The organism is Hymenobacter cavernae (genome assembly GCF_014641455.1).
Lineage (GTDB): Bacteria > Bacteroidota > Bacteroidia > Cytophagales > Hymenobacteraceae > Hymenobacter > Hymenobacter cavernae.
In genome coordinates this window covers 16488-40567 of record NZ_BMHT01000013.1, presented here as the reverse complement: position 1 = coordinate 40567, position 24080 = coordinate 16488, and the positions used below count along the sequence as shown (strand labels likewise).

Here is a 24080-nt window from a genome sequence, read left to right as displayed (position 1 = left end):
GCACATGCGCGCCACCAACTTTCAACTCGACGGAGCCCTGCGCGTGCCGAAGGACCACCCAAACGAGTACCAGGTGGGCGGCGCCAGTGCCGTGTTTTCGGAAGACAACTTTGGCCGGCTGACCTGTCGCCCGGACGGCATTAGCGTCAGCTACTTCGACCGGAAAGGAAAGCCCTTAAGCCGGCTCCCAGCCACGCATTCGTTCGCCCCGACTGCCGGGCAACCCGGCTCTTAGTGGCGGGCGTAGCCGGGTAGGGCGTATACCGCGCGGCCATTGCGCACCGGGTTGCGCAACTACTGAAGAGGAATCGACCGTTCTCCCTTTCTAAACCTAGCTCGTTATGGCCCGCTCGAAAACCATCGTTCTGCTGCATGGCAACTTTGTGAACAACACCAGTTGGACCAACTGGAAAAGCTACTATGAACAGAAGGGCTATACTGTGCACGCGCCGGCCAACCCGGGCCACGAGGGCGACCCGGCCGCGCTGCGAGCAAGCGTGCATCCGGACCTGGTTAAAACCGGGTTTATCGATATTGTCCAGACCCTTGCTCGCTTCTTAACCACCTTACCTGAGAAGCCCTTACTGATTGGCCACTCGATGGCCGGAATGGCCACGCTGAAATTGGTAGAGATGGGAAAGGCCGCAGCGGGTGTCAGTATTGATGGCGCCCCACCGAAGAATGTGTTCCCGCCTTTTCAGACCCTAAAAACGGTGTTGCCCGCTTTTGGCTTTTTCTCGTGGAAGAAGTATTTTATGGGTAGTCGCAACTGGTACAACTATGCCTTTTTCAATACTCTGCCGGCGGCCGAGAAAGAGAAAGCCTTTGCGGCCTTGGCCGTACCGGAAAGCTACAAGGTCAGTCGCCAATTAGTGCTGCATCCTTTTTCCAAGATCGACTTCCAGCGCCCGCATGTTCCCTTGTTGTTTATTGGGGGCGGTAGCGATCATATTTTCCCCGCCCCGCTGACCCGGAAGATTGCCAGCCGCTATACCGATGAGAAGAGTCCGGTGACGGTCAAGATCTTCGAAGGCAAAAGTCATTTCCTCTGTGGGGAACCGGGGTGGGAGCAGGTCGCCGACTACATTCTCGACTGGTATGAACAGCAGTGATTAAAGTGCGTTTCCAGCAGAAGACAGGGCAAGTTGAGGTACTGCCCTCAACTTGTGAGACGGAAGAAGGCCAAAATAGTGGAAAAAAGACCCTCCCACGGCGTACGGGTACTTGGGAGTGAGACTGGGCTGTTACTTTGTTTTCTTCCTTTCGCGTTGGCGCTCGCCTCTACCACTTGCTAAGGGCGATGTGGGTGACGGCACGCGTTGCGCGGCAGTCGCGCAGGGCAGACGGTAGTCCATCGAACAAGCCAAGCAGCGCTGCTTGGCTTGTTCTAGAGAAGATACGCCCGGTACTAGGCCTGAATAAAGGCTAGTAGGTCGGCATTGATAGTAGCGGCTTCGGTGGCGGGCATGCCGTGCGGAAAGCCAGGATAGGAAATCAGCTGGCCCTGCTGCAGGAGCTGGATGGACTTGGCTCCGCTCAGGTGAAAGGGCACAATCTGGTCGTCCTCGCCATGCAGCACCAGCACCGGCAGCTCCACACTTTTCAGGTCGTCGGTGAAATCCGTTTCCGAGAAGGCAGCAATGCCGAAGTAGTGCGCATTGGCTCCCCCGCTCATGCCCTGCCGCCACCAGTTGTCGCGGATGCCTTGCTTGATCTGAGCACCCTCACGGTTGTAGCCGTAGAAAGGCAGGGTAAAATCCTGATAGTACTGGGCGCGGTTGGTCGCCGTGCCTTCGCGGATCTCATCAAAGACCGCTATCGGCACGCCGTCGGGATTGGCCGGGGTTTGGAGCATCAAAGGGGGGACGGCGCTGATGAGCACCACCTTAGCGACGCGGCCGTGGGCAGCACGAGCGGCGTAGCGAATGGCCACGCCTCCACCAGTTGAGTGGCCGATGTGCACGGCATCCTTTAGGTCGAGGTGGTCGGCCAGTTCGATGATATCCGCTACGTAGGTGTCCATGTCGTGCCCGGTGGCGGGTTGCGAGGAGCGCCCATGCCCGCGGCGGTCAGCGGCAATCACCCGGTAGCCTTTGTTGAGGAAGAACAGCAGTTGGGCATCCCAGTCGTCGCTGGAGAGGGGCCACCCATGATGGAAGACCAGCGGCTGGCCGGTGCCCCAGTCCTTGTAGTAGATTTCCGTACCGTCGGTTACCGTGATTTTATTCATAGAGCTGGCTGATAAGGGAGTGAAAAAAGCGACAATCCAGTCACCTGGAACAAGCCTGATGAGCTGGGTAGGCGAAACTACGCATTCGCCTACCCAGCTCAGCCGTAAGAAGTCCGATTATTACGCTATTTAACTCAATCTTAACACATTAGCCAGACTCCTCCGTTACTTCTCCCACTAAGAAAGTGGTTCAGAGAACCCAAGGCGACTATCTGCGCTGTTTTCGCTCACAGAACAGAGACAGCGCCCTACAGCATATGCCTCAAGCACGCGACTCCGTTGCGGAGAAATCCACGAGGTCCCGCAAGGGTATTTCCAACCCTTCCGCCAAGCAGGCCAGCACCTCCAACGTGGGCGAGGTTTGAGCCGTCTCCAGGCGGTAAATCGTCTTTTTCGCCACATCCGCTACATCGGCCAGCGCTTGTTGACTCCAGCCTCGTTGCTCACGGAGCAGGCGCAGATGCGTGCCAAAGGCTTGACGAATGGCGGCTTTCTTCACCTCCGCAAGCTCTGGCCTGTGCCGGCTTCGCATGTGGACTTATATGTCCACATTAGCAAAATAACCTGTACCTTGAGCCACAAAGGATAGGGACCGGCTGCTGGCAGTACCCCTTCCGATTTTGCTCTTCTTTGCTGTTCTGCGCTTCTCCTAGATCGTCTGCTGGGGTGGCCGAAACCGCTCTTGCTTGAAAACCTTTCCTTTTCGCTACCCCATGGCTACTCCTGCTTCCCCCTTGGTACCCTTTGACACGCCCCTGCCATTCTCTGCTGACTTCCTGGCGGCACACCAGATTATCTTCTGCCACCAGACGGAAGACTATTGTCTCTTTGTCGAGCGCAACGAAGCTGGGCGTGTGCGGGCGTACGTGTTTGCCCCTTGTGACGGCTTTTACTTAGTTGAACAGCACCGCCTGTCCAGCACCGAGACCGAGCAGTTGCTGCCGGCATTGCAGCAACGGGTGCACCTACAGTGGCAACAGAGCACGGGTCTGCCGTCCTGGCGTCCCATCTTGCTGCCCGAGCCCGGGGCAGAAGCTGACGACATGAGCGAGGAGTGGCTGATGCAGGTGGCCTACCAAGCGATTGCGTATCCCTGGCCACCCAAGGGGGCACCAGAGTGCTTTCAAGAGGTAGTAAGCCTCGCCTTTCTGGGCCACTCCAACACCTATGACGGCGTTTATACCCCTGATGGCTTGCAGCTGTGGCTGCAGGAGAACACAGCGAAGTCGTGGCGCACGCTCCAGCAGCATCTACAATGGTTGCAAGAGGAACGCCTACTGGTGGTACATCCCACGCCGGAGGCGCAGCGCGTGACCGTGCAATTTCAGCAACAGGCTCTCGCCCCGGCCCTGGATTTGGCCGTGTTGCCCACTTTCTTTCAGACGCTCTTCTACGAATAGGCCACTCCGTACGTACGCCAGCCTCACGTGTCCTCATGGTGGCACGTGGCAGAGGCAATTGCCAATAAACCTGGCCTCACAGCCTCTGGAAGGGCTTCTGCGGGCGATCAAGCAGTGCTTATATTCTGGGCAATTTCCATAGTGGCAATTGCTCCCCGATTTCTCCCCGCGCTGCTCTATTAGGCCGTGGATTGCTCCTCCCCCAGACTGGCGACTGGTTTAAGTAGGGCTGTGTGGACACAGCGGCAACAAGAGAATGGCAATTGCTCGTCTTCCCTTGGCAATTGCCAACAAACTGCCTCCACGCGGCGGAATGCGGGTTTTCGCAGGTACCCGGCTGCGCATATATTCCCGGCAATTTCCATCCTGGCAATTGCTCCCTTGGCAATGGGCGCGCTATGCCATGTGGAATAAGTAATAATATTTCTGGCAATCACTTCTGGTAATCAGCTCCTTAACCTCTTTTCGGTAATAATTCACCCATTTTTTAGCCGGAGCCACTACCTCTTCGGACTGGTAGGGCAATTGCCCGCGTGCTTTCGGGCAATTGCCCTACCGCTTGGCGGGTCGCTTCTTCTCGAATCGGGCGGGCGTCCCCGAGGGGACCAGCGGCTACCGAGCAAGCGCTGTTTCCTCGCAGGACAGGGCGCGAACCCAAGGATTTTGGCGGGGTTGGACATTATGTAAAGGAGCGTTTACATAATGTCCAAGAAGCTTACTTTTGAGGAGAACTCGACTATTTCGACCTTCTTCTCTCCTCCCCTGCCCTACTTGCCTATGCCCTATGTAGCCTACTACCGTGTCAGTACCCTGCAACAAGGCAAGAGTGGCTTGGGTCTGACGGCCCAGCAGCAGATGGTGCGGGCCTTCGTCAAGGCGGAAGCCGTGTGGGGGGAGTTCGTGGAAGTGGAGAGTGGCAAGACGGCGGAGCGGCCCCAGCTGCGCGCCGCGGTGCAGCTGGCCAAAGCGCGCGGGGCGGTGCTGGTGATTGCCAAGCTCGACCGGCTGAGTCGCAATGTGGCCTTCATTGCTTCCTTGATGGAATCGGGGGTGGAGTTCGTGGCCTGTGATCAGCCGCAAGCCAATAAGTTTACCGTGCACATCTTCGCGGCCCTGGCCGAGCAGGAGCGCGATATGATCAGCGAGCGTACCCGCCGCGCGCTGCAGGTGCTCAAGAAGCAGGGCAAGCAGCTCGGTTCTCCCCAGAACCTGACGGTGGCCGCGCAGGCCCAAGGGCAGGTCGCCCGCCAGCGCAATGCCCGCCAGCACGAGGGTAACCGCCAGGCGACGGCGTTGATCCTGGCCCGCCTGGGGCAGGGGCATAGCTACAACCAGATTGCGCAAGAATTGGAGGGGTTAGGCTTTCGCACGCGGCGGGGTTGTGGCTTCACCCACAAACAGGTGCAACGCCTGGCCCAGCGGGCCCAAGAAGACCCAGCCGGTAGCTAGTAACCATTGCAGATATCGGGCTTTTTGAGGTGCAATTGCAGGCCACGCGCTGCGCGAGTCGTGGGGCTACCGCCCAGTAGTGTTGCGAAAACGGCACGAAAACAGGTTAAACTATTGATTATATTGTAGTTGAGGAAAGATTCGTGAGAATGGGCGTGCAAAAAGGGCCGAAAACGGCGGTTTTGTACCGGATTCGGTACGCTTTTGCTTGCTTTTCGCCTTGCAATCAGGGTTCCAGGTGGCTTTTCCGCGGGAAAGCTCCCCAGAATGCTATGTTTCTAGAACGTTCCTCAGGCGCTGCTCTCCTCAGGCGGTCAGTCAACAAATGGATCGTAACTGGCCCGCGATTCCCTAGTATCAAGACAACAAACATTGAATGTTAAAGCAGCCGACGCCGACGCTTCTCTTCTTCTGGTAATTCACGCTGTGCATCTGGGTGCTCTTTGAAGTACTCTATCAAGGCGGCTTCTATAATAACACTTAGGTCTTTGCGGTCCCAAAAGGATAGCTGATGCAGTTGCTTCCATACATCCGAGGGCAGAATACTAGAGTATTTAATTTTAGTTATTTCCGTCGGTGATGCACCTGGAAGCGAAGTCCCTATTACTGCTGGTGTTTTAGGTTTTAATAAGAGGTCGTCGGGCGAACTCGTTGGAATTAGTTGGTCGAGATCAGGTTTCGATTTTACCGCCATTTTTATCTTGATAAGGAAGATGATCTTGATTTTCTTGAAAGTCAAGAATAGCTAGATTATCTTTATGATCTAGCTATGATTTCCCGGGTTAGTGCCTCATAATCAACCAATGCATTACTCTGCGGAGCAGCTTGATATAAGGACTGCCGCTGCACCTGCGCTTCGGCAATAGCTACGTTGTCACGAATAGAGGTTTCCATTACGAGGTTACCGAACTTTTCACGCATTTTTTTGACAAAAGCGTGGTGAAGACTCCGGCGGTAGCTCGGTGAGTATTTAGTCAGGAAAATTCCTCCTACTGCTAACTCGGGATTGTAGCTGTCCTGGATCTTCTCAGTCAGTTCTAGCAAGCTTTGTACACCATCGAAGCTGAACACCTCTGGTTGTGCTGGTACAAATACCTTAGTAGAAGCAGTCAAGGCAGCAATTGTTAAAGGTGAGTTAGGTGAGGGTGGACTATCAATTAAGACATAGTCGATGTGCTTGGCCAAACCTTTGATTGCTTTCTTGAGAAGCAATGGATATGCTAAGTCTGCCCCTAGCACCTTTTCGGCAACAACCAACGATTCGGTAGCTGCCACCAACCACAGGTTATTACCTACCGGCTTCATCACGTCGGGCAGTGTGGCCTTCCCATCCACGACCAAGGTTAAGTTCTGGCTATAATCAACGGGTGGTAAACACCGCGTAAGATTAGCTTGTGCATCCGCATCAACCATCAATACGCGATATCCTGACTGTGCTAAGCAGTTGCCCACTGCCCAAACAGAAGTGGTTTTACCAGTGCCTCCTTTCCGAAGCGCAAATGTGAATACTTCCATCGTATCTATATTGTCTATCCTATAAAGAAAATCTATTAAATCAAGATAAACAAGATTATCTTTTATATCTATTTCATCAAGATCGTCTTGATGAAATAGATGAATTCTATACCTTTATAACCTGCCCTCTAAGCACCTAGATTTCAATATAGTAATTGGATGTTTTTGTTGCAGCAACGAAATAACCTACTAACCTATCTATACGATAGAAATAATATTAATAAAATCAGGTTTAAGTATATTTGCTCTTTTTGACTATATAATAATAATGTACATACATAGATCCCGCCTTTTTGCGAAGCATAATCTGCTTATAACTAGGCTTGATTTATCTTAATAAGACTCCAACCTTCAAAGCGCGATAGAATTCAAATTCGACCAAGAGTCAAAACTGTTTTGCCTCTATGTTACCTAATTAATGCCTGTAACATAACCCAGTTGTATGTATGTGCTAACTCTAAAGTCAAAATCTAAAAAGACTGAACTCTATTCAAAACATCTATTGAATCGTATTTAAATATTTAAAGCGCCATTTCTTGTTGAAAACCAATGCGTTATAAGCTTGAAATAAGAATAAAGTCCTTTGGGACAAGAATAAAGTCCTTTGGGACAAGAATAAAGTCCTTTAAGGACAGCTTCAAACAAGAATGAAGTCCGTTTTGGGACAGCTTCAAACAAGAATGAAGTCCGTTTGAAAACGTATGACACTTGATAGAATCACAACGATACTATCAACTTTTCTTACTACTTTCGTTAGTACTGTTACTTCAATTTAAATGCCTGATAATCAGTATAAAGGGACCACGTACGATAAGTCAAGGAACAAGTGGAAAGCTCGTTTAAGAGTTGATGGCATGCAGCGTAATCTGGGTTATTTTGACACCCAAGAGTTGGCTTATGCTGCTATTCAGGCCGCTAAAGGAAGTGTCCCTAAACCTATCAGTGTCCCAAAATCTATCGCTCAGGAACCAACTACACCTGAGAACGTGCAGGAACTAATAACTAAAAGTCGCAAGCGTTCGGTTGTAGCTCAACATAATTATCTAATCGAAGCACCTCTTGCTTTAACCTTATTAGAAGCTAAGATCTTTATTCTCATGTTGCGTTGCTTGCACAAGATTGATACTAAGCCGCAGCAAATTGTTATTTCACTAGAAGATCTGATGGGCGAGAAGCCAGGTGCAATGGGTGGCCGTAACTATGATCTTTTAAATGCCGCTATCGATAACCTCATGTCGGTACGTCTAGAACTGCCAGTGGTAAATCGTAAGAAGGAGCGTCATGTCATCTCATTAGTGCAAGGCATGCGCTACGATGGTACCAAAGGTATTCTAGTAGGTATGTTTAGTGAGACTGCAATGCCTTACTTATTGCATCTAGCTGGAGAGTACACTTTAGGCCATGTGGCTGAGTTGATGAGTTTATCTAACGTCAATACTATTCGCTTCTACTGGCTGTTGAAAAGCTGGGAATTTCGTTCTCCAATTACGGTAACTGTGGAAAAGTTGCGCAATATCACTACAGGTAAGGGCACCTATACGCAGTTTGCTGATTATCGTAGTAAAGTGCTTAAACCGTCCATTGCTGAGCTGAACGCGAAGAACTTTGAGATAGCTTACACAGAGAACAAGAAAGGTCGGGCTGTAGATAGTATCGAGTTTACAATTAAGTACCATGACCAAGAAGATCTTGGTACCTCAGTTAGCATTGAGCCTACATCCATAACTAAGCAATTAACCCACGGCGAGCAACCAACATCCTTAGTAGATCGAGTCATCAGCCGATTACGCAAACTTCAGCTTACTGAGGCACAGATCAAAAAAGTACTTCAGATACTCAACCATGATGCATCACAGCTAGAAAAGCTCTTGAAGCTAACTTTTCCTCTACTGCGTGACTTTGAGACTAAAAGCAGGCACTTTGATAATTTAGGAGCTAGCACATTGAATCTGTTGAAAACCAACTTCCCTAACTTGTACCAAAAGACTGAATAACAGAGGCTTATTCAGTATAAAAAAGCAAAAATATCCCTATACAAAGTTGTACTTTTTTATGCGATCTAGACCGTTGTTTTAGGTCTTGATACGACCGCATTATCAGAACGAAGATGAAATGTAAATAGGGTCTAGTACTTCCACCTGCATGCTACAAGCCTACAAATTACTGGTCTGTCAGCGCTCGACCGGGCACGTCCTGAATTCAGATGCTCAAACCATATTTTCTGGAACGGAGATGCCCTTTCTCTACTTCAGTTCTCTTCAGCAGGCAGAAGCGTATGCCGCCGGTTTATTGAAAAAGAGCAGCAACTTAGAAATTCCTATCTATGAGGGGGAGACCTTCCTGAAGCAACTCAACTCTAGCTAGTACGACAAGCCCTTTTTTGGTCCAGATAAGCTACAATAATGCTTAATTATCAGACCTTATTGGAGGATTGGCGCAACTGCTCCGTAAGCTTTATCTCGAACTTAGGTAAGAAGCACTTTACTTACCACTACCTGTTTTCAGCAGGTTACCTTCGTTAAATAATGAAAGTGGTAGCGGCATGTGATGGCTTGTGCTGTATGCAACCCTAGTTACTGCAGGACTACTGCTCGTACCGGTTAGAACAGCAACGAGCCGGTAGATGAGCTATCGTATTATAAATCGTATCAAGTTCGTGTGTTCTCTTTTTAGAGCGGCGCAGCACTCGGCTGACGAGGTCAGCAGGCGTGCTTTCGTGCACTGCTGGGTCGCGCACTACCTTGCCATTATCTCACTTCAGCCATGACCTGGGCCTGCTGCTAGGGGTAGAACTGCCTTAGGACGGGATGCGTAACGACCGGCCGCTTGCGTGCTACGGCTCTCGGAAGCTAGGTGGAGGGCCTTGGTCCACAGAAACAAGGTACGTCCTTCTGCTATCCGCTTAATGTAGGACCGCCAAGTGCCGCTGAATTTGAGACGGATGGTTCAGGGTTGAAAGAGCTTCGGCTGCCCAACCAGCGTCGCCTGGGTAGCCGATGATAGTGCCAAACACAACAGCATATACAGCACATAGGCGCTTACTAAACGCCACCGAACGGGTGGTGCTAGGCTGACCCAAGGCCCGCCCGCCGGCCACCCAAAGCAGAGAACGGCGTAAAGCAATACATGCAGCGCAAGCAAAAAGCGGCATTCCATGGCAAAAGGGGCCACCAGCACGCACGGAAGCAACACGGCGAGCAGACACAGACCCTGCGTTGTGGTCAGCCGGTTGCCGGCCCTCCTAGAAAATAAAAGAAGCAAGCACCCAAACTGCAGCGTATAGTTGACGAGCGCTAAGCCGACCGTCGACTGTTGGACCAGAACGATATAGGGAGAAGTGTACTGGACATCTAACCCGTTAAACAAGTGGCGGGCGTATAGGGCTATCATATCCACCGGATGTCGCATGGCAAACAGAAGGTACGCGCGGCGCGAGGGAATAACTAGCAGCGAGTCATGGCTTAGCAGCGCCTGACCCGCTACATCCCGGAAAATAACTTGTGCCACCGGATACCCAGTCCCTACATTGGTTTCATACTTCTGAATAACTAAGCCCTTATTCAACTGCCATAATAGTAGGCCGCCCCCGTCTACCAGCGGGCTATACGAATGAAACCGATCGATATTAAGCAGCAGTTGCGGCAAGCTGGCCACGCTAAAACCGCTGAACAGTACCAGTAAGCTGATCACGAGCGCGCGCCTACTCACTACCGCCGTTCTATGCCAGAGGACTACGCCCACCACGGCCGGTACGGCGAGCAAGTAGATGGGCCGCAGGTTCACGGCCAAGGCCAATAGAACACCGCTGGTTAGCACCCACCCCAGTCCGGGCAGACGGCGATGACTTCGGCTAGCAGTTAGAAGCGCTCCTAACAAGGCCAGTAGGCCTGGAAAATCGGACAAGGGGAACCGGAAGTAATCGCGCCAGAACAGGAACCCTAACCCCACAAAAATACCCCGGCGGTACCCGCTCAGGGATGACCCGACCACAACCGTCTGCCACAATGCCGGTGCGACCACCCCAAAGAGTAGAGCCGCCATTGCGGCACCCATCAGCTGGACTACTTCCGTGTCCGTAAGCCCGGCGTGTCGTACCATCAAGACGGCTGGGTAATAAAGTAGTGCCAAGCTGCTGCCGTGGACCCGCTCGCCCAGCAGATGGCCTTCGCTTAGTTGGTACGCTTGGTTCCAATAGGCCTGGGCATCGTACTGGAATTCCGTCGTCCCGGAGGCGCAATAATGCAGGTACAGGTAGAAGAGCCCGAATGTGCTGCCAAACCACCAGCCGCTAGAGCGCCAGAAGGGCCACTGGGATACGAAAGGTTGAGTCATGACCTGTAAGATGGCTGTTTAACGCATCGGATGGCGCGGAGAACCAGAAAAACTAGTCCTCCCGGCAGGACCACCACGGGATCGGTTTATCGTATTTTTGATCGTTCAACGTACGCTCTAATGCCGCTCGCAAGTAGAAATCACGCCCTTTGGCCACTAGTAAAAGCTGGAATCCTGTTCGCCTTCCTGCCTTTTTTAGCCCTAATCTATTATAATCAGCCCTATTCTGACGACTACTCGGCTGGGCAGTTAGCCCGAGAGTACGGCGTAGGCGGTGCCTGCCAGCGGCTTTATTTTACGTGGTCGGGGCGATTCTTCTGTAATCTCCTGCAAACGGGCTTGAATCCGTTGAGCTATAATTGGCTGGGAAATATGGCCCTGCCGATTTTGGTTGGACTAGGTTCCAAGCTAGGAATCCTCTGGCTGGGATTACGGCGTTTAACTACCAACCAACTCGCCGGCGCTACCGCTGGTTGGCTGGCAGTAGGACTCACGTTGCTCTATTTGGCGATCGTGCCGGACGTATATTCTGCCGTGTATTACTTCACGGATGTAGCCGTTTATCAGTTGCCCGCTTTGCTGTTAGTGGTGGTACCCCTGGCAGTCGACCAAGCGCAACGGGCCCCCGCCGCGAGTAGCCGCCGCCGCTGGCTGCTCGTGGCGGGTATCGGCACGCTGGCCGCGGCAGGCTCCACGGAGCTAAACATTGTGTTGCTAGGATGGCTGATCCTGGTGGGTTTTGCCGTCAGCCTGTACCGGCGCCAAGCTATCAGTGCCCGCATCTGGTTCGGGCTGGGGGTACTACTACTCGTAGTTGGCTTGGTGGGCCTAAGTGCCCCTGGCAATTATGTGCGCATGCGAGTAGATTCCGCTCCGGCTACGAGCTTGCCGCAAGCATTCCGCCGCCTCGTGAAAGCTGTGCGGCTGGTTTTTCCGTCTTTTAGTCTCAATAGCGTCCTTTTGTTGCCGTTGCTGCTAGCCCCCCTTGGCGTACGTTTGTTGCCGGGCCGGCCACGCGGCCTAGCATTTCCCCTGTTGCTTAGTACCGCATTTCTTCTAATCGGCGTCGTACTGGGGTGTCTACCCTACGCGTTTATCTGGGAGGCCACGATTCCTACCCGAGCGGTCAATGTCTTGTTATGGTGGCTCTTACTAGGCTGGCCGGTGGCCTGTTGGGCCGCGCTACCGATGACGGCCCCTGCCGTTCCGCTGGGGCATTCCGCACGCTTACTCATTGCCCTTTACTTGACCGCTACGATCGCGCTGGTTAGTTGGCGAGCCTGGTTGGAATGGACGCTGGAGGCGCCCCAGTACGCCCAGCAATGGCAAGCCCGTTATACCTTGTTCCGCCGTGCCGCCCAACAACCAAAAACGAAGCTGACGATAGCGCCTATGGTCAATATTACGCCGCGTCACATTCTGATTCACGGGTATGACATTCGACCCTACTACCATTTTTACATAAACTGGCAGACGGCTGGTTGGTTCGGGTTGGATTCCGTACGTACGGACCCGAAGCAAAATAACCGGGCTGCTTTCTAGTTGAGCGTGTTGTTAAATACCTAAGGAAGCCCGATTTCGCTCGCACATTCCCTCCTTAGCTTCAGGAGTCTGCACGGCGATCGTTTTTGATACTTTTACGTGGTGTTAACACATTGTCATGACCAGTTTGGCTTGGGTGGTCACTGATCCGGGGGATTTATCCTATTTGCTTAACAACACCCGATAAGGAATAAGTTGCTTGTTGATACAGTACAAAGTCGAACTTGTATACTACAATTTCTCGCTCAATAATCATTTTAGCATTGCAGTAAGAAGTGTCTTCGAAGCAACCTTATGTCATATCAAGCAAGAAGTATAGTCTTCAAAAAACACCGTATAAGCCAAGCCTCTTTAGATGGCACTATCCAAGAAGAAGTCTCGATCAATCACGCTAGAGGGCATCCGATATACTTGGTTGGTAAGCCCGAATGATGGCTATAATGTTTTTGTCGCTCAACAAGCAGGTTGTCAAGGTAGCAAGATTGAAGTCTATTTTGAAACGGACGTCAACGCCTACTGGGTAGCGTTTCCGCAGGTCAGCCAGTTGAACCTGCAGCTCATCAAGCCCAGAGAGGCCGCCCTGATCATTCAACAAGCACAGCAACTGGGATGGAAACCAGAGAAAGGAGGAAAACCATTGAGTTATGATTGGGCGGGAGAAAGACTAACCCCGCGAAAGACAACTAGTTAGAACATTCTATGTTCGCTTACTAGCCTTCATTAGGGCTGCTGAAAGGAAAAAGAAGGAACAAGATTCATCGATTATGGGGCTACTGCAAGCCCGTTTGACATGACAATCCCCTTCTTTTTCCAGGACTACTTTGGACAGTTCCGTGAGGCCCGAGAGCCTGTATTAGGATAGCAAAAGATTTCCTAGAACTCCTTTCTTCTTGATTTCACCTCAACTCCTACTTGGTATGGTTGCTCCACTCTCCCTCCCCGTTGTTGGTATCGACGTGAGTAAGGCTACGTTGGCGGTGTGTTATCAGGCCACTGACCAGCAATTCAAGCACTTGGAAGTCAGCAACAGCAAAGCGGGCTTTCAGCAATTGGTGAAGGCTTGTGGCGCCCAGTGCTTGTTTGTGATGGAGGCTACCGGTACCTACAATTTGGCGCTGGCCTACTACCTACACGAGCAAGGTGGGCAAGTGGCCGTGCTCAACCCTTTGGTCATCAAGCGCTTTATCCAGATGCACTTGAGTAAAGGCAAAAGTGACCGCAAGGATGCCCAATGGCTGCTCCGTTACGGCCAGCAACAACCGGTCTCCCGCTGGCAGCCCGATGAGCAGGTGCTGGTGGAATGTCGCCAGCTGGAGCAAGTTACTGAGCAGTTGCTCAAGCAGAAAACGATGGTCAGTAACGCCTTGGAGGCCTTGCAGCGACAACCCATCATCAGCAAGACGGCGTTGAAACGCCTTCAACAAACCTTGAAAGCCCTAACCCAACAAGTTGAGGCGGTGGAGAATGAACTCTTGTTCTTGCTCGAACAGCGGTTTGGGCCGGAAATCACGCTGTTGTGCTCCATTCCAGGCATTGGGCGTAAGACGGCTAGTATGTTGCTCTTATTTGCTGGCGGCTTTACCCGCTTGAACAATTACCGCCAACTCATCGCCATGGCCGGCTTATCGCCGCGGGAACACAGCTCCGGCACCAGCATCCGCGGCAAAGTGCGCATCACCAAGATGGGTGGCGGCTTGATCCGCGGCAAGCTGTTCATGTGCAGCTTCTCCGCTAAGAAGTCAAATGCGGCGTGTCAGGCGCTCTATGATCGACTAGTGGCTAAAGGAAAGAACGGCAAAGTTGCCCTGATTGCGGTCTGTAATAAGTTGCTCAAGCAAGCCTTCGCCATTATCAAATCGGGGGTACCCTACCAAGCTGATTTTTCGTCAAAACTTGCTCTCAATCCTTGACTTTTAACACAGTTCGTGTCAAGAAAAGAATCCCAAGATCCGGGTATGATGATATATTAGCCTGTTTCTAGCTTTTATCTAATTCATAGACCTTTGAAAAAAGCAACTATCTTTCTCTTACTGCAAGTGAGGGAAATCTCCGCCTATTACTTATCTACCTTGTTACCTCACTTCTTACATAAATCGGTTTCTGCTCGCGGGGCTTGTCTGGTCCTTACGTGCACCAGGTCAAGGGCCAGCAGTGGCTAGTCACACGACTCCACAGCTTTGTCGGTACCACGATCCTGCTCAAACACGATAGCATAGTGGTGATGGAGCCACAACGAATATGGCAGACCGCTTTCGCTTGCTCGCTGTTCCTGTTGGACACTATCAACTCGAAGTCAAGTAGATCGGTTACCGAAGCAAAGGCTTACGGTAACACAAGCCACGTTCACCGACCTGACTCTAACCTTTCCGGGATCCTGTCGCTATTACAGTACCAAGCGGGAAAGTCCCTGGCTTGTGTAGCAAGGTATACGGATTAACTGATTTCGATCATCTATAGTCTGCTGGGGAAGCGGCTCTTAGCCCAAGTCAAGCACGGTAAGGTGTATTTAGCGGGCTGTGAAGTACCGGATTGTGATCCGAAGTACTATTGCTTACTCCACAAAAAGCAGCTATAAATAGTTGGATGCACCCTGGTGTTTCTTGTATGTACCCACTAAAAAGAAGATAATTTAATCTTCTGTAAAAATATTGTGGTCATAGACAGAGACTTAAATATATTAAATATATAATATATGAATAAATTTAGTTACTTTGATGTCGGATCTGAGTCGCTGGTCTCATACGTCCACTTTATTCCCGCTCTACTACCAGCCGCTACCTATTGCACGTTCCGGCCTTCTCAAGGCCACTGGATTACTTGTTCGGTTGCGTCTAAGACGTCACCTAGCAATGCTTTGTGTCTTGTTCGTTCGTCTGATAGCCTGTTATGATACCCATTATCTCTTGTTACTGCCTTATGGCAAACGCAGCCTTTCCGCTATAAACGGGCGATACACAGGCATACCACTATGGAGGATGCCTGCTAACGCATTCTCATCCTTCTCTGAGTAGTTCGTTGCATTTGGGACACCCCGCTAATGTGCCTTATTCCGCTGCTGCTCACTTCAACTGGTACCAAGTAGCTGGCTTGCGCGCATACCCTTTGCTTACCTCTCGCCTCGCCAGTATCCTACACCTCTATTGCTAGAACAATGCTTCTCCATCGGTGGCGAATCCTCCGCTTTGTCCTATTTATTCTTGCCAGTACGTATAGTTGGACCAGCTATGCGCAAAGTAGTGAAGGTCTAGTACCCGATGCAACGGAGCTACAGGTGCTGCATGAGTTCTACACGGCTACCAACGGAAATGGGTGGTCCAATCACACCAACTGGTTTCGTTTAGAAAGCATCGCTGATGCTGCGAACTGGCATGGTGTGTTCGTCACCGGGAATGCGAATCAGGGCTATGACATTCGCGCCATCCTATTACCCTATAATCACCTGACCGGCTCGCTGCCTGTCAGCTTAGGCTTGTTGAGTGGGCTGCAGGATCTGCGCCTCAACAACAACCAACTCGCGGGGGAGATGCCCGCGAGTATTGGGCAACTGAGTAACCTACAGTATTTGTACCTGCATGACAATCAACTAGAAGGCAACATCCCGCGTTCCTTTGGTCAATTATCGATCCTGCAACATCTGGTTCTTAGTAGCAATCAGCTATCAGGGGAACTTCCAGCCGAACTCGGGCAATTGCCACAACTCTACTACTTGGTCGCTAGCTTCAATCAGCTGTCGGGACCTATTCCGGCTGAGCTAGGCGGGCTCTCGCATTTATATGCCTTTGACGTACAATTCAATCAACTCAGCGGCTCTATTCCACCGGAACTAGGAGACTTGCATGAACTGACCAACCTGTCCTTAAACAACAATCAACTCAGCGGCTCCATCCCGGCGAAGCTTGGGCAAATGAGCAGCATGCAGTACTTCTACTTATTTGAGAACCAACTAACGGGAACGATCCCCCCAGAGTTGAGTCAAATGGGGCAGGTGATTTATATCCGCTTATCTGGCAACCAGCTGACAGGCAGCATACCGGAGTCCTTTGGTCAAATGCCGAGTTTGCGCTACCTGTACGTAAACAACAACAAACTCTCCGGGCTACCGGATTGGAGCCAAACCGCTTACAAACCAGCCCGGATCTACATTGAATACAACGCCCTAGACTTTACGGCACTCGAGCCGAACTTCTCCGCACCAGGAGCACCGGTAGTGTCCATCTTGACCTACCTGCCCCAGACCTTGTCAAGCGAGGAAGTAGTAGTAGCTGCTACAACCGGAACGCCGCTCCTGCTCGCCAGTAATCTCGGCGGTACCTACACGCAGTATCAATGGCAGTATCAACAAGGAGGCAGTTGGCAAAACATCAATGAGGCGACCACGGCCACGTACACCTTAGCGGATCCTACTGCCCTGCAAGAAGGTCGCTACCGTTGCCAGGCGACCAACACCCGCGTCACAGGACTTACCCTGTATTCTAAAACGTACCGGGTGGAGATCAACTCCGTGGCAATGGCCCCTTCAGACCCCAGTGACGACTTAGACCGCAACTGGACGCTGGAACGCACCTACGACGGGCAGGAGCACCTCATCGGGGAGAGCAAGCAGTTCATGGACGCGCTGGGCCGGCCAACTCAAGGACAGGTCAGGAACTTAACCAACCAGCACGTGCTGGCCAGCCAGACTATTTACAGCTCGGGCGGGCAGCCGGTGCTCAATACGCTGGTAGCGCCCATCAACAACCAAGCATTTAACTACAAGGAGCACTTTGCTACCACCAACGGCACGGAGGATTACGGCCCCACGAACTTTGAAGACCGGGGTCTCACAACCGCTCCTGATGCGATAGGCGACCAAGGCACGCTTGGCTCGTTGGGCTATTACTACGGCGAGCAGAATACGCTTGAACCTTATACCGCCTTAACCTACCATCCTTACAGCCTGACGGAACCCTACGAAGGGCCACTCGGTGGTACCCGGCGGGCGGCCGGCCCAGGCGAGGAGCTAGGAATGGGCTCCGGCCACGAAAGCCGCGGCCGGGAAGTACCTCTACTCAATGAGCTCGACCATTACCTGAGCCTGCGTCCCCAATTTATTACCGGCAGCACGAGTACGGGTACTCTGGCCCACCAGGGACTGAAATCCGTGAGCATCAACGCCGACGGGCGCGAAGCTATTTCCTTTGCCAACAAGGAAGGCCAGGTGCTCGCCACGTGCCTGAGCGGAAATGAGTACCCGGGCCTCACCCTGCGGGCAAGTATCAACGCGGCCGATCCGAGAGAAGAACTGCCCAGCTACCAGGACATTCATATTCCGGCGGGTGGCGCGACGCTGTCCTTTACCGGCGCCGGGGAAGTACGGGTGCGTAACCTGCTCACCAATGTGGAAACGCAGGTGACCAGCATTAGCAGTACGGCGACGGTCTCCCCTTTGCTCGAGCAGGGCTTTTACCGGGTACAATCCGTGAGCGGCAGCCAGCAGTTTAGCTACGTCGCCCACTACGGCCACTTCAGCTACTCCTACTACGATGATGCGGGCCGGCTCATTGCCTCCATCGCCCCCAAAGGGGTGAACTTGGCCCGCACGGCGGCAGGCACCGACGGACCCGACCTGCAGAAAAACTGGGTACTCAATCCCAGCTTTGAGGAGCTGGTACCCAATTCGCAGACGCCTACTAACTGGGCAGTTGAGGTGCCTAATTCCTTACATACTAATTCCAGCTATGCCGAGGGCTGGCCACCCGCACACGAGGGCGACTATCACGGCACCCACTACCGCAACGAACCCTACGAGATCTACACCGCGCAGACGATTACCGGCTTGCCTGACGGCTTGTACACCTTCCGGGCGTGGACGAAAAACCAAGGGGGGCAATTGGTCACGGAACTGCTGGCCGAGGACTACGGCGTGAGCGGGGTCGGCATGCGCACTCCTATCCCCGCTAATGGGGGCGCCTACGAAGATCCTTGGGTGCTGGTAGAACTGGTCAACATCCCGGTGACGTCCGGCCGGTGTAAGATTAGCGTTCACTCGCTGGCTGGCAGCGAGCAGGCGCTCTACTTCGACGACGTAAGCTTCCAGCGGCAAGCCGCGCAACAGCCGGTGAATCCGAACCTGCTCGCCAATGCCAGCTTCGAGAATGACTTAACCAACTGGCAGAGCCAAGGCGATCAGTACCAGGATTACACCGAAAGCTTCCCCAACGCGGCCGCAGGCACGTTACACGGGACCCATTATGGTCCTCAGCCCTATGAAGTATATACGTATCAAACGGTTACAGGACTCGCGAATGGTCGTTATACCCTGCGGGCCTGGGTGAAAAGCAAAGGGGGGCAGACCGTAGCGGAAATGCTCGCGCAGAACAATGGTGGCTCAGTACAGCGGCATGTGATCAAGCAGACGCCCGGCGCAGAAGGGGGCGCCTGGAACTTGATTGAGCTACGCGATATCCCAGTCAGCAATGGGCAATGTGAAGTTGGCTTTCACTCCAAGGCCGAGACCGCCACGGGTGAGTGGCTCTACTTTGATGACGTAACGTTGGTACAACAAGTAGAGGCGACTACTCCGGGTACGCCCACTGGCTCGGGCGAGCTACAGTTTGTCACCCGCAACGCGTACAATACAGCGGGTAACCTGCTCTGGACCGCAAACCCGGACGAGGGCAAAACCGAGTACGTGTACCGCCGTGACGGCAACCTGCGTTTCTCCCAGAGTGCCCGGCAGCAGAAAGAAAACAAGTTCTCCTACTCCAACTACGATGCGCTCGGGCGCGTGGTAGAGTCCGGCGAGTACAGCACGGACGCAAACGGATCCGGACCAGGTCTCGTCTTCGAAAATCATTACACCACTACACCCGCTACGAACAGCGTGCTGCAAAGCGCGGTGCTGGAAGAACGCACCGCCAGTGGAGGACTCGATGACGCGCGATGCAGTCAGGTAAACCGCGTATGGTATGATCTGCCGGTGGATGATCTACCTGCTACGGCGACCAGCCGCACCCAGGAGTTTGTGCTGGGGGCGGTGGCCAAGACAACGACAAGTACCAGTCGCACGGCCGCGCCAGCGGCGACGAGCTGGTACAGCTACGACGAACTGGGCCGCCTCGTGTGGCTGCTGCAGCAAACTCCTGCTATCGGCACCAAGACCGTTGACTACCAGTACGACTTCACCGGTAATGTGCTGGAGGTGGCCTACCAAAAGGACCAGCCGGATGCGTTCTATCACCACTACCAGTACGATGCGGATCGGCGCCTGAGCCGCGTCTACACAAGCCCTGATGGGGTGGAACGTACGCTACAGGCCCGCTACGTGTACTACCTGCATGGTTCCTTGAAACGCGTGGAACTGGCCGACCGCCTGCAAGGAGTCGATTACACCTACACCGTGCAGGGCTGGCTCAAGAACATCAACCATTTGTCCGGGAAATATGACCCCGGTCAGGACAGTCCGAAGGTCAACGGGATTGCTAAAGACCTCTTTAGTCTGTCGCTGGACTACTTTACGGCGGACTACCACAGTACCAGTATTCCGGTTATAACGCCTATCCTGGATGGCAACCGCCCCGTGCGCTATGATGGTACCGTACGGGATGCCGCCTGGCGCACCGCGGCTAGTGCGGACCGGCACCTAACCGCTTTCACGTACGACGAACTAGGCCAGCTAAAAGCCTCTGACTACGGCAAACTGCTGCGCGGTACAAACCAGTTCCAGCCCGCCGATAACCAAGCTTATTCTGAGAAGAACCTGAGCTATGACCTGAATGGTAACCTGATGAGCCTCACGCGCCGAGATGGCGTCTGGATTACGGATGACTTCTCCTACAAGTACGTGGAAGGTACGAACAAGCTTGGCCAAGTGCAGAATCAATCTGGTACGGCCGTGCTCGACTACGAGTACGATGCTACCGGGCAGATGATCCGCCAGCGCGACGAGCAGGGCCAGCGTTATCTCACCTACGATGTAACGGGGAAGGTCACGGGGGTGTACCGTGACGCCGGACATACCCAACCTATGGTGACCTACACCTACGATGACCGGGGCTTCCGCGCTAGCAAAGCCAGCTACAATACCTCCTTTGCGCTGACGAAGACGACCTACTACGTACGCGACCTCGCCGGTAACGAACTCAGTACCTATGAACAGATGCCCAGTAGTGCTGTGCAACGCACGGAAGTGCCGTTGTATGGCTCGGGTCGGGTGGGCACCCTCACCCGCGTGGACGATGGTACGCTGGATGCCCGCTACGAACTGAATGATCAACTCGGTAATGCCCGCGTGATCTTTCACCGGCCAACCACGACGACCTATACGGCCTCCATGGAACAAACGCAGCTGAGCGCCGATGACGAACAGTTCCAGAATCTATCCTCCCCGCGAGTGTACGATACTGACGCGTGGGCAGGCAGGTATGTGACTGCCGTCGAGGGAATGACTCCGGGACCAGCCAAGCAGCTGACGGTGGAAAAAGGCGACACCATCACCTTCTCGGCGATGGTGAAAGGCTACGCCGCTTCGACGCCCAACGCGGCTCCCCAGATGGCTGCCTTTGCCGTGGCCGGCAGCAGCCTGGGGGCCACGCAGCCCGTGCGGGAAGCTACTACTACTACTACATCGCAAACAAGCTTCAGTCAGGTGTTGCGCCGCGTGGCAATAGGGGTGGGGATTACGGGCTTGTTCAAGTCTCGTGACCAACAAAACGCGTTGGCAGCCGCAGTTGCGGGCGGCCTCACGGCTTACCTGCACTATCGTTTCTACGACAAGGATGATAACCTGAAAGCGGAAGGGGACCAGGAGATGACGGGCACAGACTGGCAGCAGGTGGTACTCGGGTTCCGGGCGCCAGAAGCGGGTCGCCTGGAACTCAGCAGCGGTTTACGGGCCGGCACGCAAGTGAGCTTTGATGACGTGCGTTATGAGCAAACCGGCGGATTGATTGTGCAGGAGCAGCACCAATATGCCTACGGTTCACCGCTCACCGGGCTCAACTACGTAGTCGGCACCAAGCGCTACCGGCATGGCTACCAAGGCCAGTTTGCCGAGAAAGATGAAGAAACCGGCTATGAGAGCTTTGAATTGCGCCTGTATGATGCTAGAATTGGGCGTTGGTTGAGCACGGACCCGGAAGGCCAGTTTGACTCGCCCTTTGTAGGTATGGGCAATAATCCCGTATCAGGAACTGACTCTGATGGCGGATGGTCGGGGCCAGGACCTATAGATGCTATTTCATCAGCAGGGTTAGCGAAGGGAGCCAATGTGACCGGCTATTCGTTCAGAAAATTAGCTTCACGGACCGTTTCACTGTTCAATAACTTAGAGAGGGCTGCTGGAGAATATGCAGTAGGGTTTAATGAAGGTGCTTGGAGTGGCGCTAAAGACACTGGACACTTCTTAGCTGGTTTAACACCTTGGGGGGAGGACCACAGCTGGAATCAACTAGGTAATGGCCTGCACAGTGCTGCTCTGATAACAATTGCTACACCTTCAGAAAAACTTCAATTAATGAAGTCGTTATCTGGTATTGCAGTAGATGCATTAACCAACCTGCCAAACATGAATGCCGAAGAAGTTGGTTATGCGGTAGGGTATGGAACTGAGAAGCTTGGGGAGAGTATATTTCTGAGTAAAGGAGGTAATTTAGCAGGCCGTTTTGCTAAGAATGCTACAGGTTTTAGAATAATTGAAGGAGGATTTATGACAGAAAAACCAGCGCTTAGAGTACAATCACATACTCATGCAATAAGTGCAATCAAAGGTCGTGGTGCTTCTGGCGCAATAAGAGCTTCTCATACTAATTTTAATAAATTGCATATCATTCACAATCCCAAAAAATGGAAATATCTTTCAAATAACCCTAAATTGCCTTTCAGATATGGTAAATAAGTCTTTGTACCTTGAAGATATGTCAAATGATGATTTGCATCTTAAGCAGTATAAATGGAGCCGTATATTGATGTACGCTTTAGATAATTCGAATGAAATTTTATTTAATATTTTATTCGAAGGCAAAGAATTTACTGACATTATTAATTATTTACGTGAAAGTATTTTGGGTATTTATAACATTGCGCCCAAAATTTATAACTCGGGCAAAGTTATCAGATTAGCTTTGAACGAAGATACTAAGAGATTTATATTAGATAAAAAATGGGCAGAATGGAAAGGATTTCCATTAGAGGACGTTTCTTTCATTAAAGATGACATCGAGCTTGTAGCAACTATTACACACGAGGATTATATTCTCATCAACTTAACTGATGAAGAGAAAATTATTTTTGAGGATAATAATCCTAATCTATTTTGTTTAATAGAGGCTAGTGATAAGTTCTTATGAGATACATTAAATTTATATGTATATAAACAAGTTGATTTATTATATTAGTTAATACATTCTTAAATGTAGAAATATATTTTCTTTTACTAAGCATAAAGAATAAGCATATTACACAAATTATTAAAAAAAGTATTGTGGCAAAAGGCGCTTTTTCTCTTCGTATTCTCTTGTTTTCCTTTGGCTTTTTATTTTTGTCTTGTTCTAATCATTTAACTGGATATGTTAATCCAACAAAGCTATTAGAAGGCTATCATGGTGCTATAGCCAAACAGCAAACTTATATTAACCAACTAAGGATTTGGCAGCAAAATTTGGATTCGTTAGCAGCCGAAACAAAAGCCATAACGGCTGAACTCACCAAGCGAGCCAAAGAGCAGCAGCTACAACAGTACCGAGAGGCCATTCAGCAAAAAGCAGTGGCCGAGCAGCAACGTTTGGATAAAGAGACGTTGGATGAGATTAATGCCTACCTCAAGCAGTACGGCAAGGAAAAAGGCTATGACTTCATCCTAGGGGCTACCGAGCAGGGCAACATCGTGTATGCGGCGGAAGGCAAGGATATCACCGAGGAAGTATTAACAGGCTTGAACCAGCAGTACGACCGGCAACATCCTACCCATCCTTAATCATGGCCTGTTCTTTTGATTTGTCAAAAGCGAGCTACTTCGTAAGGAGTTGCTTGCTTGCGCTAGGATTGCTTAGCTGTTCCGCTCCGTTGGAATCTGTCGCGTACCACGCGTACCTACAAGATGCGGCGCATGGCTTAACGCACGAAGTGGAAGCTAACGGTGCGGTTATTACCTGTGCCTACCGCCCCACGGACCTGCTCGTAGCACAAGACTTGGCAATCTCTCGGGCTGTTCCTGCGGCTGAATTAGTAGACTCTCTGCGTCGCCACTACCAAGGGAAAACCTATTGTTCTCTCTCGCTAGCTCAGGATGGAGCCGAAATCGAGAACCAATTTATCACCAATTCAACGGCTTATACCAACGCCTTAGCCTACCTAAACACCGGTATTGCCGCCGATGTATTCCTCGTTACCCCTACTCTTGATTCGATTCCGGCGCTGGCCAGCATCTACCCGCGCCAGTACGGCACTACGGGGCACTCCACCGTGCTACTCATCTTCGATACCCATCAACTTGACTTGTCTCATGGCTTTCACATCACCTTTCGCGGTGACCAGTTTAACGTGGGTACGTTGCGTTTTCCCTTTACCGCTTCCGACCTAGCCGATCTGCCTACGCTCCGCTTCTAGTTCTTTCCTCGCTTCTATCGCGCTACTGT

The 24080-nt window shown here is 51.9% G+C and carries 18 protein-coding genes; 13 read left to right on the top strand and 5 right to left on the bottom strand.

The window, feature by feature from the left end; translation table 11 throughout:
* Positions 1-235: hypothetical protein (locus tag IEX74_RS22390; RefSeq protein WP_229755424.1), on the top strand; the 235-nt coding region annotated here is incomplete at its 5' end.
* 106 nt (positions 236-341) lie between these two features.
* Positions 342-1112: an alpha/beta hydrolase gene (locus tag IEX74_RS22385; RefSeq protein ID WP_188816325.1), complete on the top strand. Its 771-nt coding sequence runs from the start codon at positions 342-344 to the stop codon at positions 1110-1112.
* A 296-nt stretch (positions 1113-1408) separates the two neighbouring features.
* Here IEX74_RS22385 and IEX74_RS22380 read toward each other — a convergent pair whose 3' ends face one another.
* Both IEX74_RS22380 and IEX74_RS22375 read right to left on the bottom strand, forming a co-directional pair.
* Positions 1409-2230, bottom strand: coding sequence for an alpha/beta fold hydrolase (locus IEX74_RS22380; RefSeq protein ID WP_188816324.1), 822 nt, complete (start codon positions 2228-2230; stop codon positions 1409-1411).
* A 262-nt stretch (positions 2231-2492) separates the two neighbouring features.
* Positions 2493-2729 (bottom strand): helix-turn-helix domain-containing protein, encoded by a 237-nt coding sequence (locus IEX74_RS22375; RefSeq protein WP_188816323.1) that lies wholly within the window; start codon positions 2727-2729, stop codon positions 2493-2495.
* Between the two features lie 214 nt (positions 2730-2943).
* On the opposite strand from IEX74_RS22375, the gene IEX74_RS22370 reads away from it, so the two are divergent.
* Together IEX74_RS22370 and IEX74_RS22365 are read left to right on the top strand one after the other, a co-directional pair.
* Complete coding sequence (locus tag IEX74_RS22370; protein ID WP_188816322.1) at positions 2944-3630, top strand: hypothetical protein; 687 nt, start codon at positions 2944-2946, stop codon at positions 3628-3630.
* Between the two features lie 702 nt (positions 3631-4332).
* The gene (locus IEX74_RS22365; protein WP_229755423.1) at positions 4333-5079 is read left to right on the top strand and encodes a recombinase family protein; all 747 of its coding nucleotides are present in this window, start codon (positions 4333-4335) and stop codon (positions 5077-5079) included.
* A gap of 379 nt (positions 5080-5458) precedes the next feature.
* On the opposite strand, the gene IEX74_RS22360 is transcribed toward IEX74_RS22365, so the two are convergent.
* Both IEX74_RS22360 and IEX74_RS22355 read right to left on the bottom strand, forming a co-directional pair.
* Positions 5459-5818, bottom strand: coding sequence for a hypothetical protein (locus tag IEX74_RS22360; protein ID WP_188816321.1), 360 nt, complete (start codon positions 5816-5818; stop codon positions 5459-5461).
* 17 nt (positions 5819-5835) lie between these two features.
* Positions 5836-6594 (bottom strand): ParA family protein, encoded by a 759-nt coding sequence (locus IEX74_RS22355; protein ID WP_188816320.1) that lies wholly within the window; start codon positions 6592-6594, stop codon positions 5836-5838.
* Between the two features lie 776 nt (positions 6595-7370).
* On the opposite strand from IEX74_RS22355, the gene IEX74_RS22350 reads away from it, so the two are divergent.
* Together IEX74_RS22350 and IEX74_RS22345 are read left to right on the top strand one after the other, a co-directional pair.
* Positions 7371-8588 carry a RepB family plasmid replication initiator protein gene (locus IEX74_RS22350; protein ID WP_188816319.1) on the top strand — a complete coding sequence of 406 codons (1218 nt, stop codon included), beginning with the start codon at positions 7371-7373 and terminating at the stop codon, positions 8586-8588.
* A 148-nt stretch (positions 8589-8736) separates the two neighbouring features.
* Positions 8737-8958, top strand: coding sequence for a hypothetical protein (locus IEX74_RS22345; protein WP_188816318.1), 222 nt, complete (start codon positions 8737-8739; stop codon positions 8956-8958).
* Positions 8959-9540: 582 nt separating this feature from the next.
* On the opposite strand, the gene IEX74_RS22340 is transcribed toward IEX74_RS22345, so the two are convergent.
* Positions 9541-10926 (bottom strand): hypothetical protein, encoded by a 1386-nt coding sequence (locus tag IEX74_RS22340; protein ID WP_188816317.1) that lies wholly within the window; start codon positions 10924-10926, stop codon positions 9541-9543.
* A gap of 372 nt (positions 10927-11298) precedes the next feature.
* Here IEX74_RS22340 and IEX74_RS22335 point away from each other — a divergent pair, with 372 nt between their 5' ends.
* The 7 genes from IEX74_RS22335 (at position 11299) to IEX74_RS22305 (ending at position 24051) form a co-directional block, all read left to right on the top strand.
* Positions 11299-12468 (top strand): DUF6056 family protein, encoded by a 1170-nt coding sequence (locus tag IEX74_RS22335; protein WP_188816316.1) that lies wholly within the window; start codon positions 11299-11301, stop codon positions 12466-12468.
* A 355-nt stretch (positions 12469-12823) separates the two neighbouring features.
* On the top strand, positions 12824-13159 hold the full coding sequence (locus IEX74_RS22330) for a hypothetical protein (protein ID WP_188816315.1): 336 nt from the start codon (positions 12824-12826) through the stop codon (positions 13157-13159).
* Between the two features lie 226 nt (positions 13160-13385).
* Positions 13386-14378 carry an IS110 family RNA-guided transposase gene (locus tag IEX74_RS22325; protein ID WP_188816314.1) on the top strand — a complete coding sequence of 331 codons (993 nt, stop codon included), beginning with the start codon at positions 13386-13388 and terminating at the stop codon, positions 14376-14378.
* A gap of 1241 nt (positions 14379-15619) precedes the next feature.
* Positions 15620-22342 (top strand): RHS repeat-associated core domain-containing protein, encoded by a 6723-nt coding sequence (locus tag IEX74_RS22320; protein ID WP_188816313.1) that lies wholly within the window; start codon positions 15620-15622, stop codon positions 22340-22342.
* Positions 22343-22361: 19 nt separating this feature from the next.
* Positions 22362-22793, top strand: coding sequence for a hypothetical protein (locus IEX74_RS22315; RefSeq protein WP_188816312.1), 432 nt, complete (start codon positions 22362-22364; stop codon positions 22791-22793).
* A gap of 134 nt (positions 22794-22927) precedes the next feature.
* Positions 22928-23419: an OmpH/Skp family outer membrane protein gene (locus IEX74_RS22310; protein ID WP_188816311.1), complete on the top strand. Its 492-nt coding sequence runs from the start codon at positions 22928-22930 to the stop codon at positions 23417-23419.
* A gap of 89 nt (positions 23420-23508) precedes the next feature.
* On the top strand, positions 23509-24051 hold the full coding sequence (locus IEX74_RS22305) for a hypothetical protein (protein ID WP_188816310.1): 543 nt from the start codon (positions 23509-23511) through the stop codon (positions 24049-24051).
* The last annotated feature ends 29 nt before the right edge of the window (positions 24052-24080 follow it).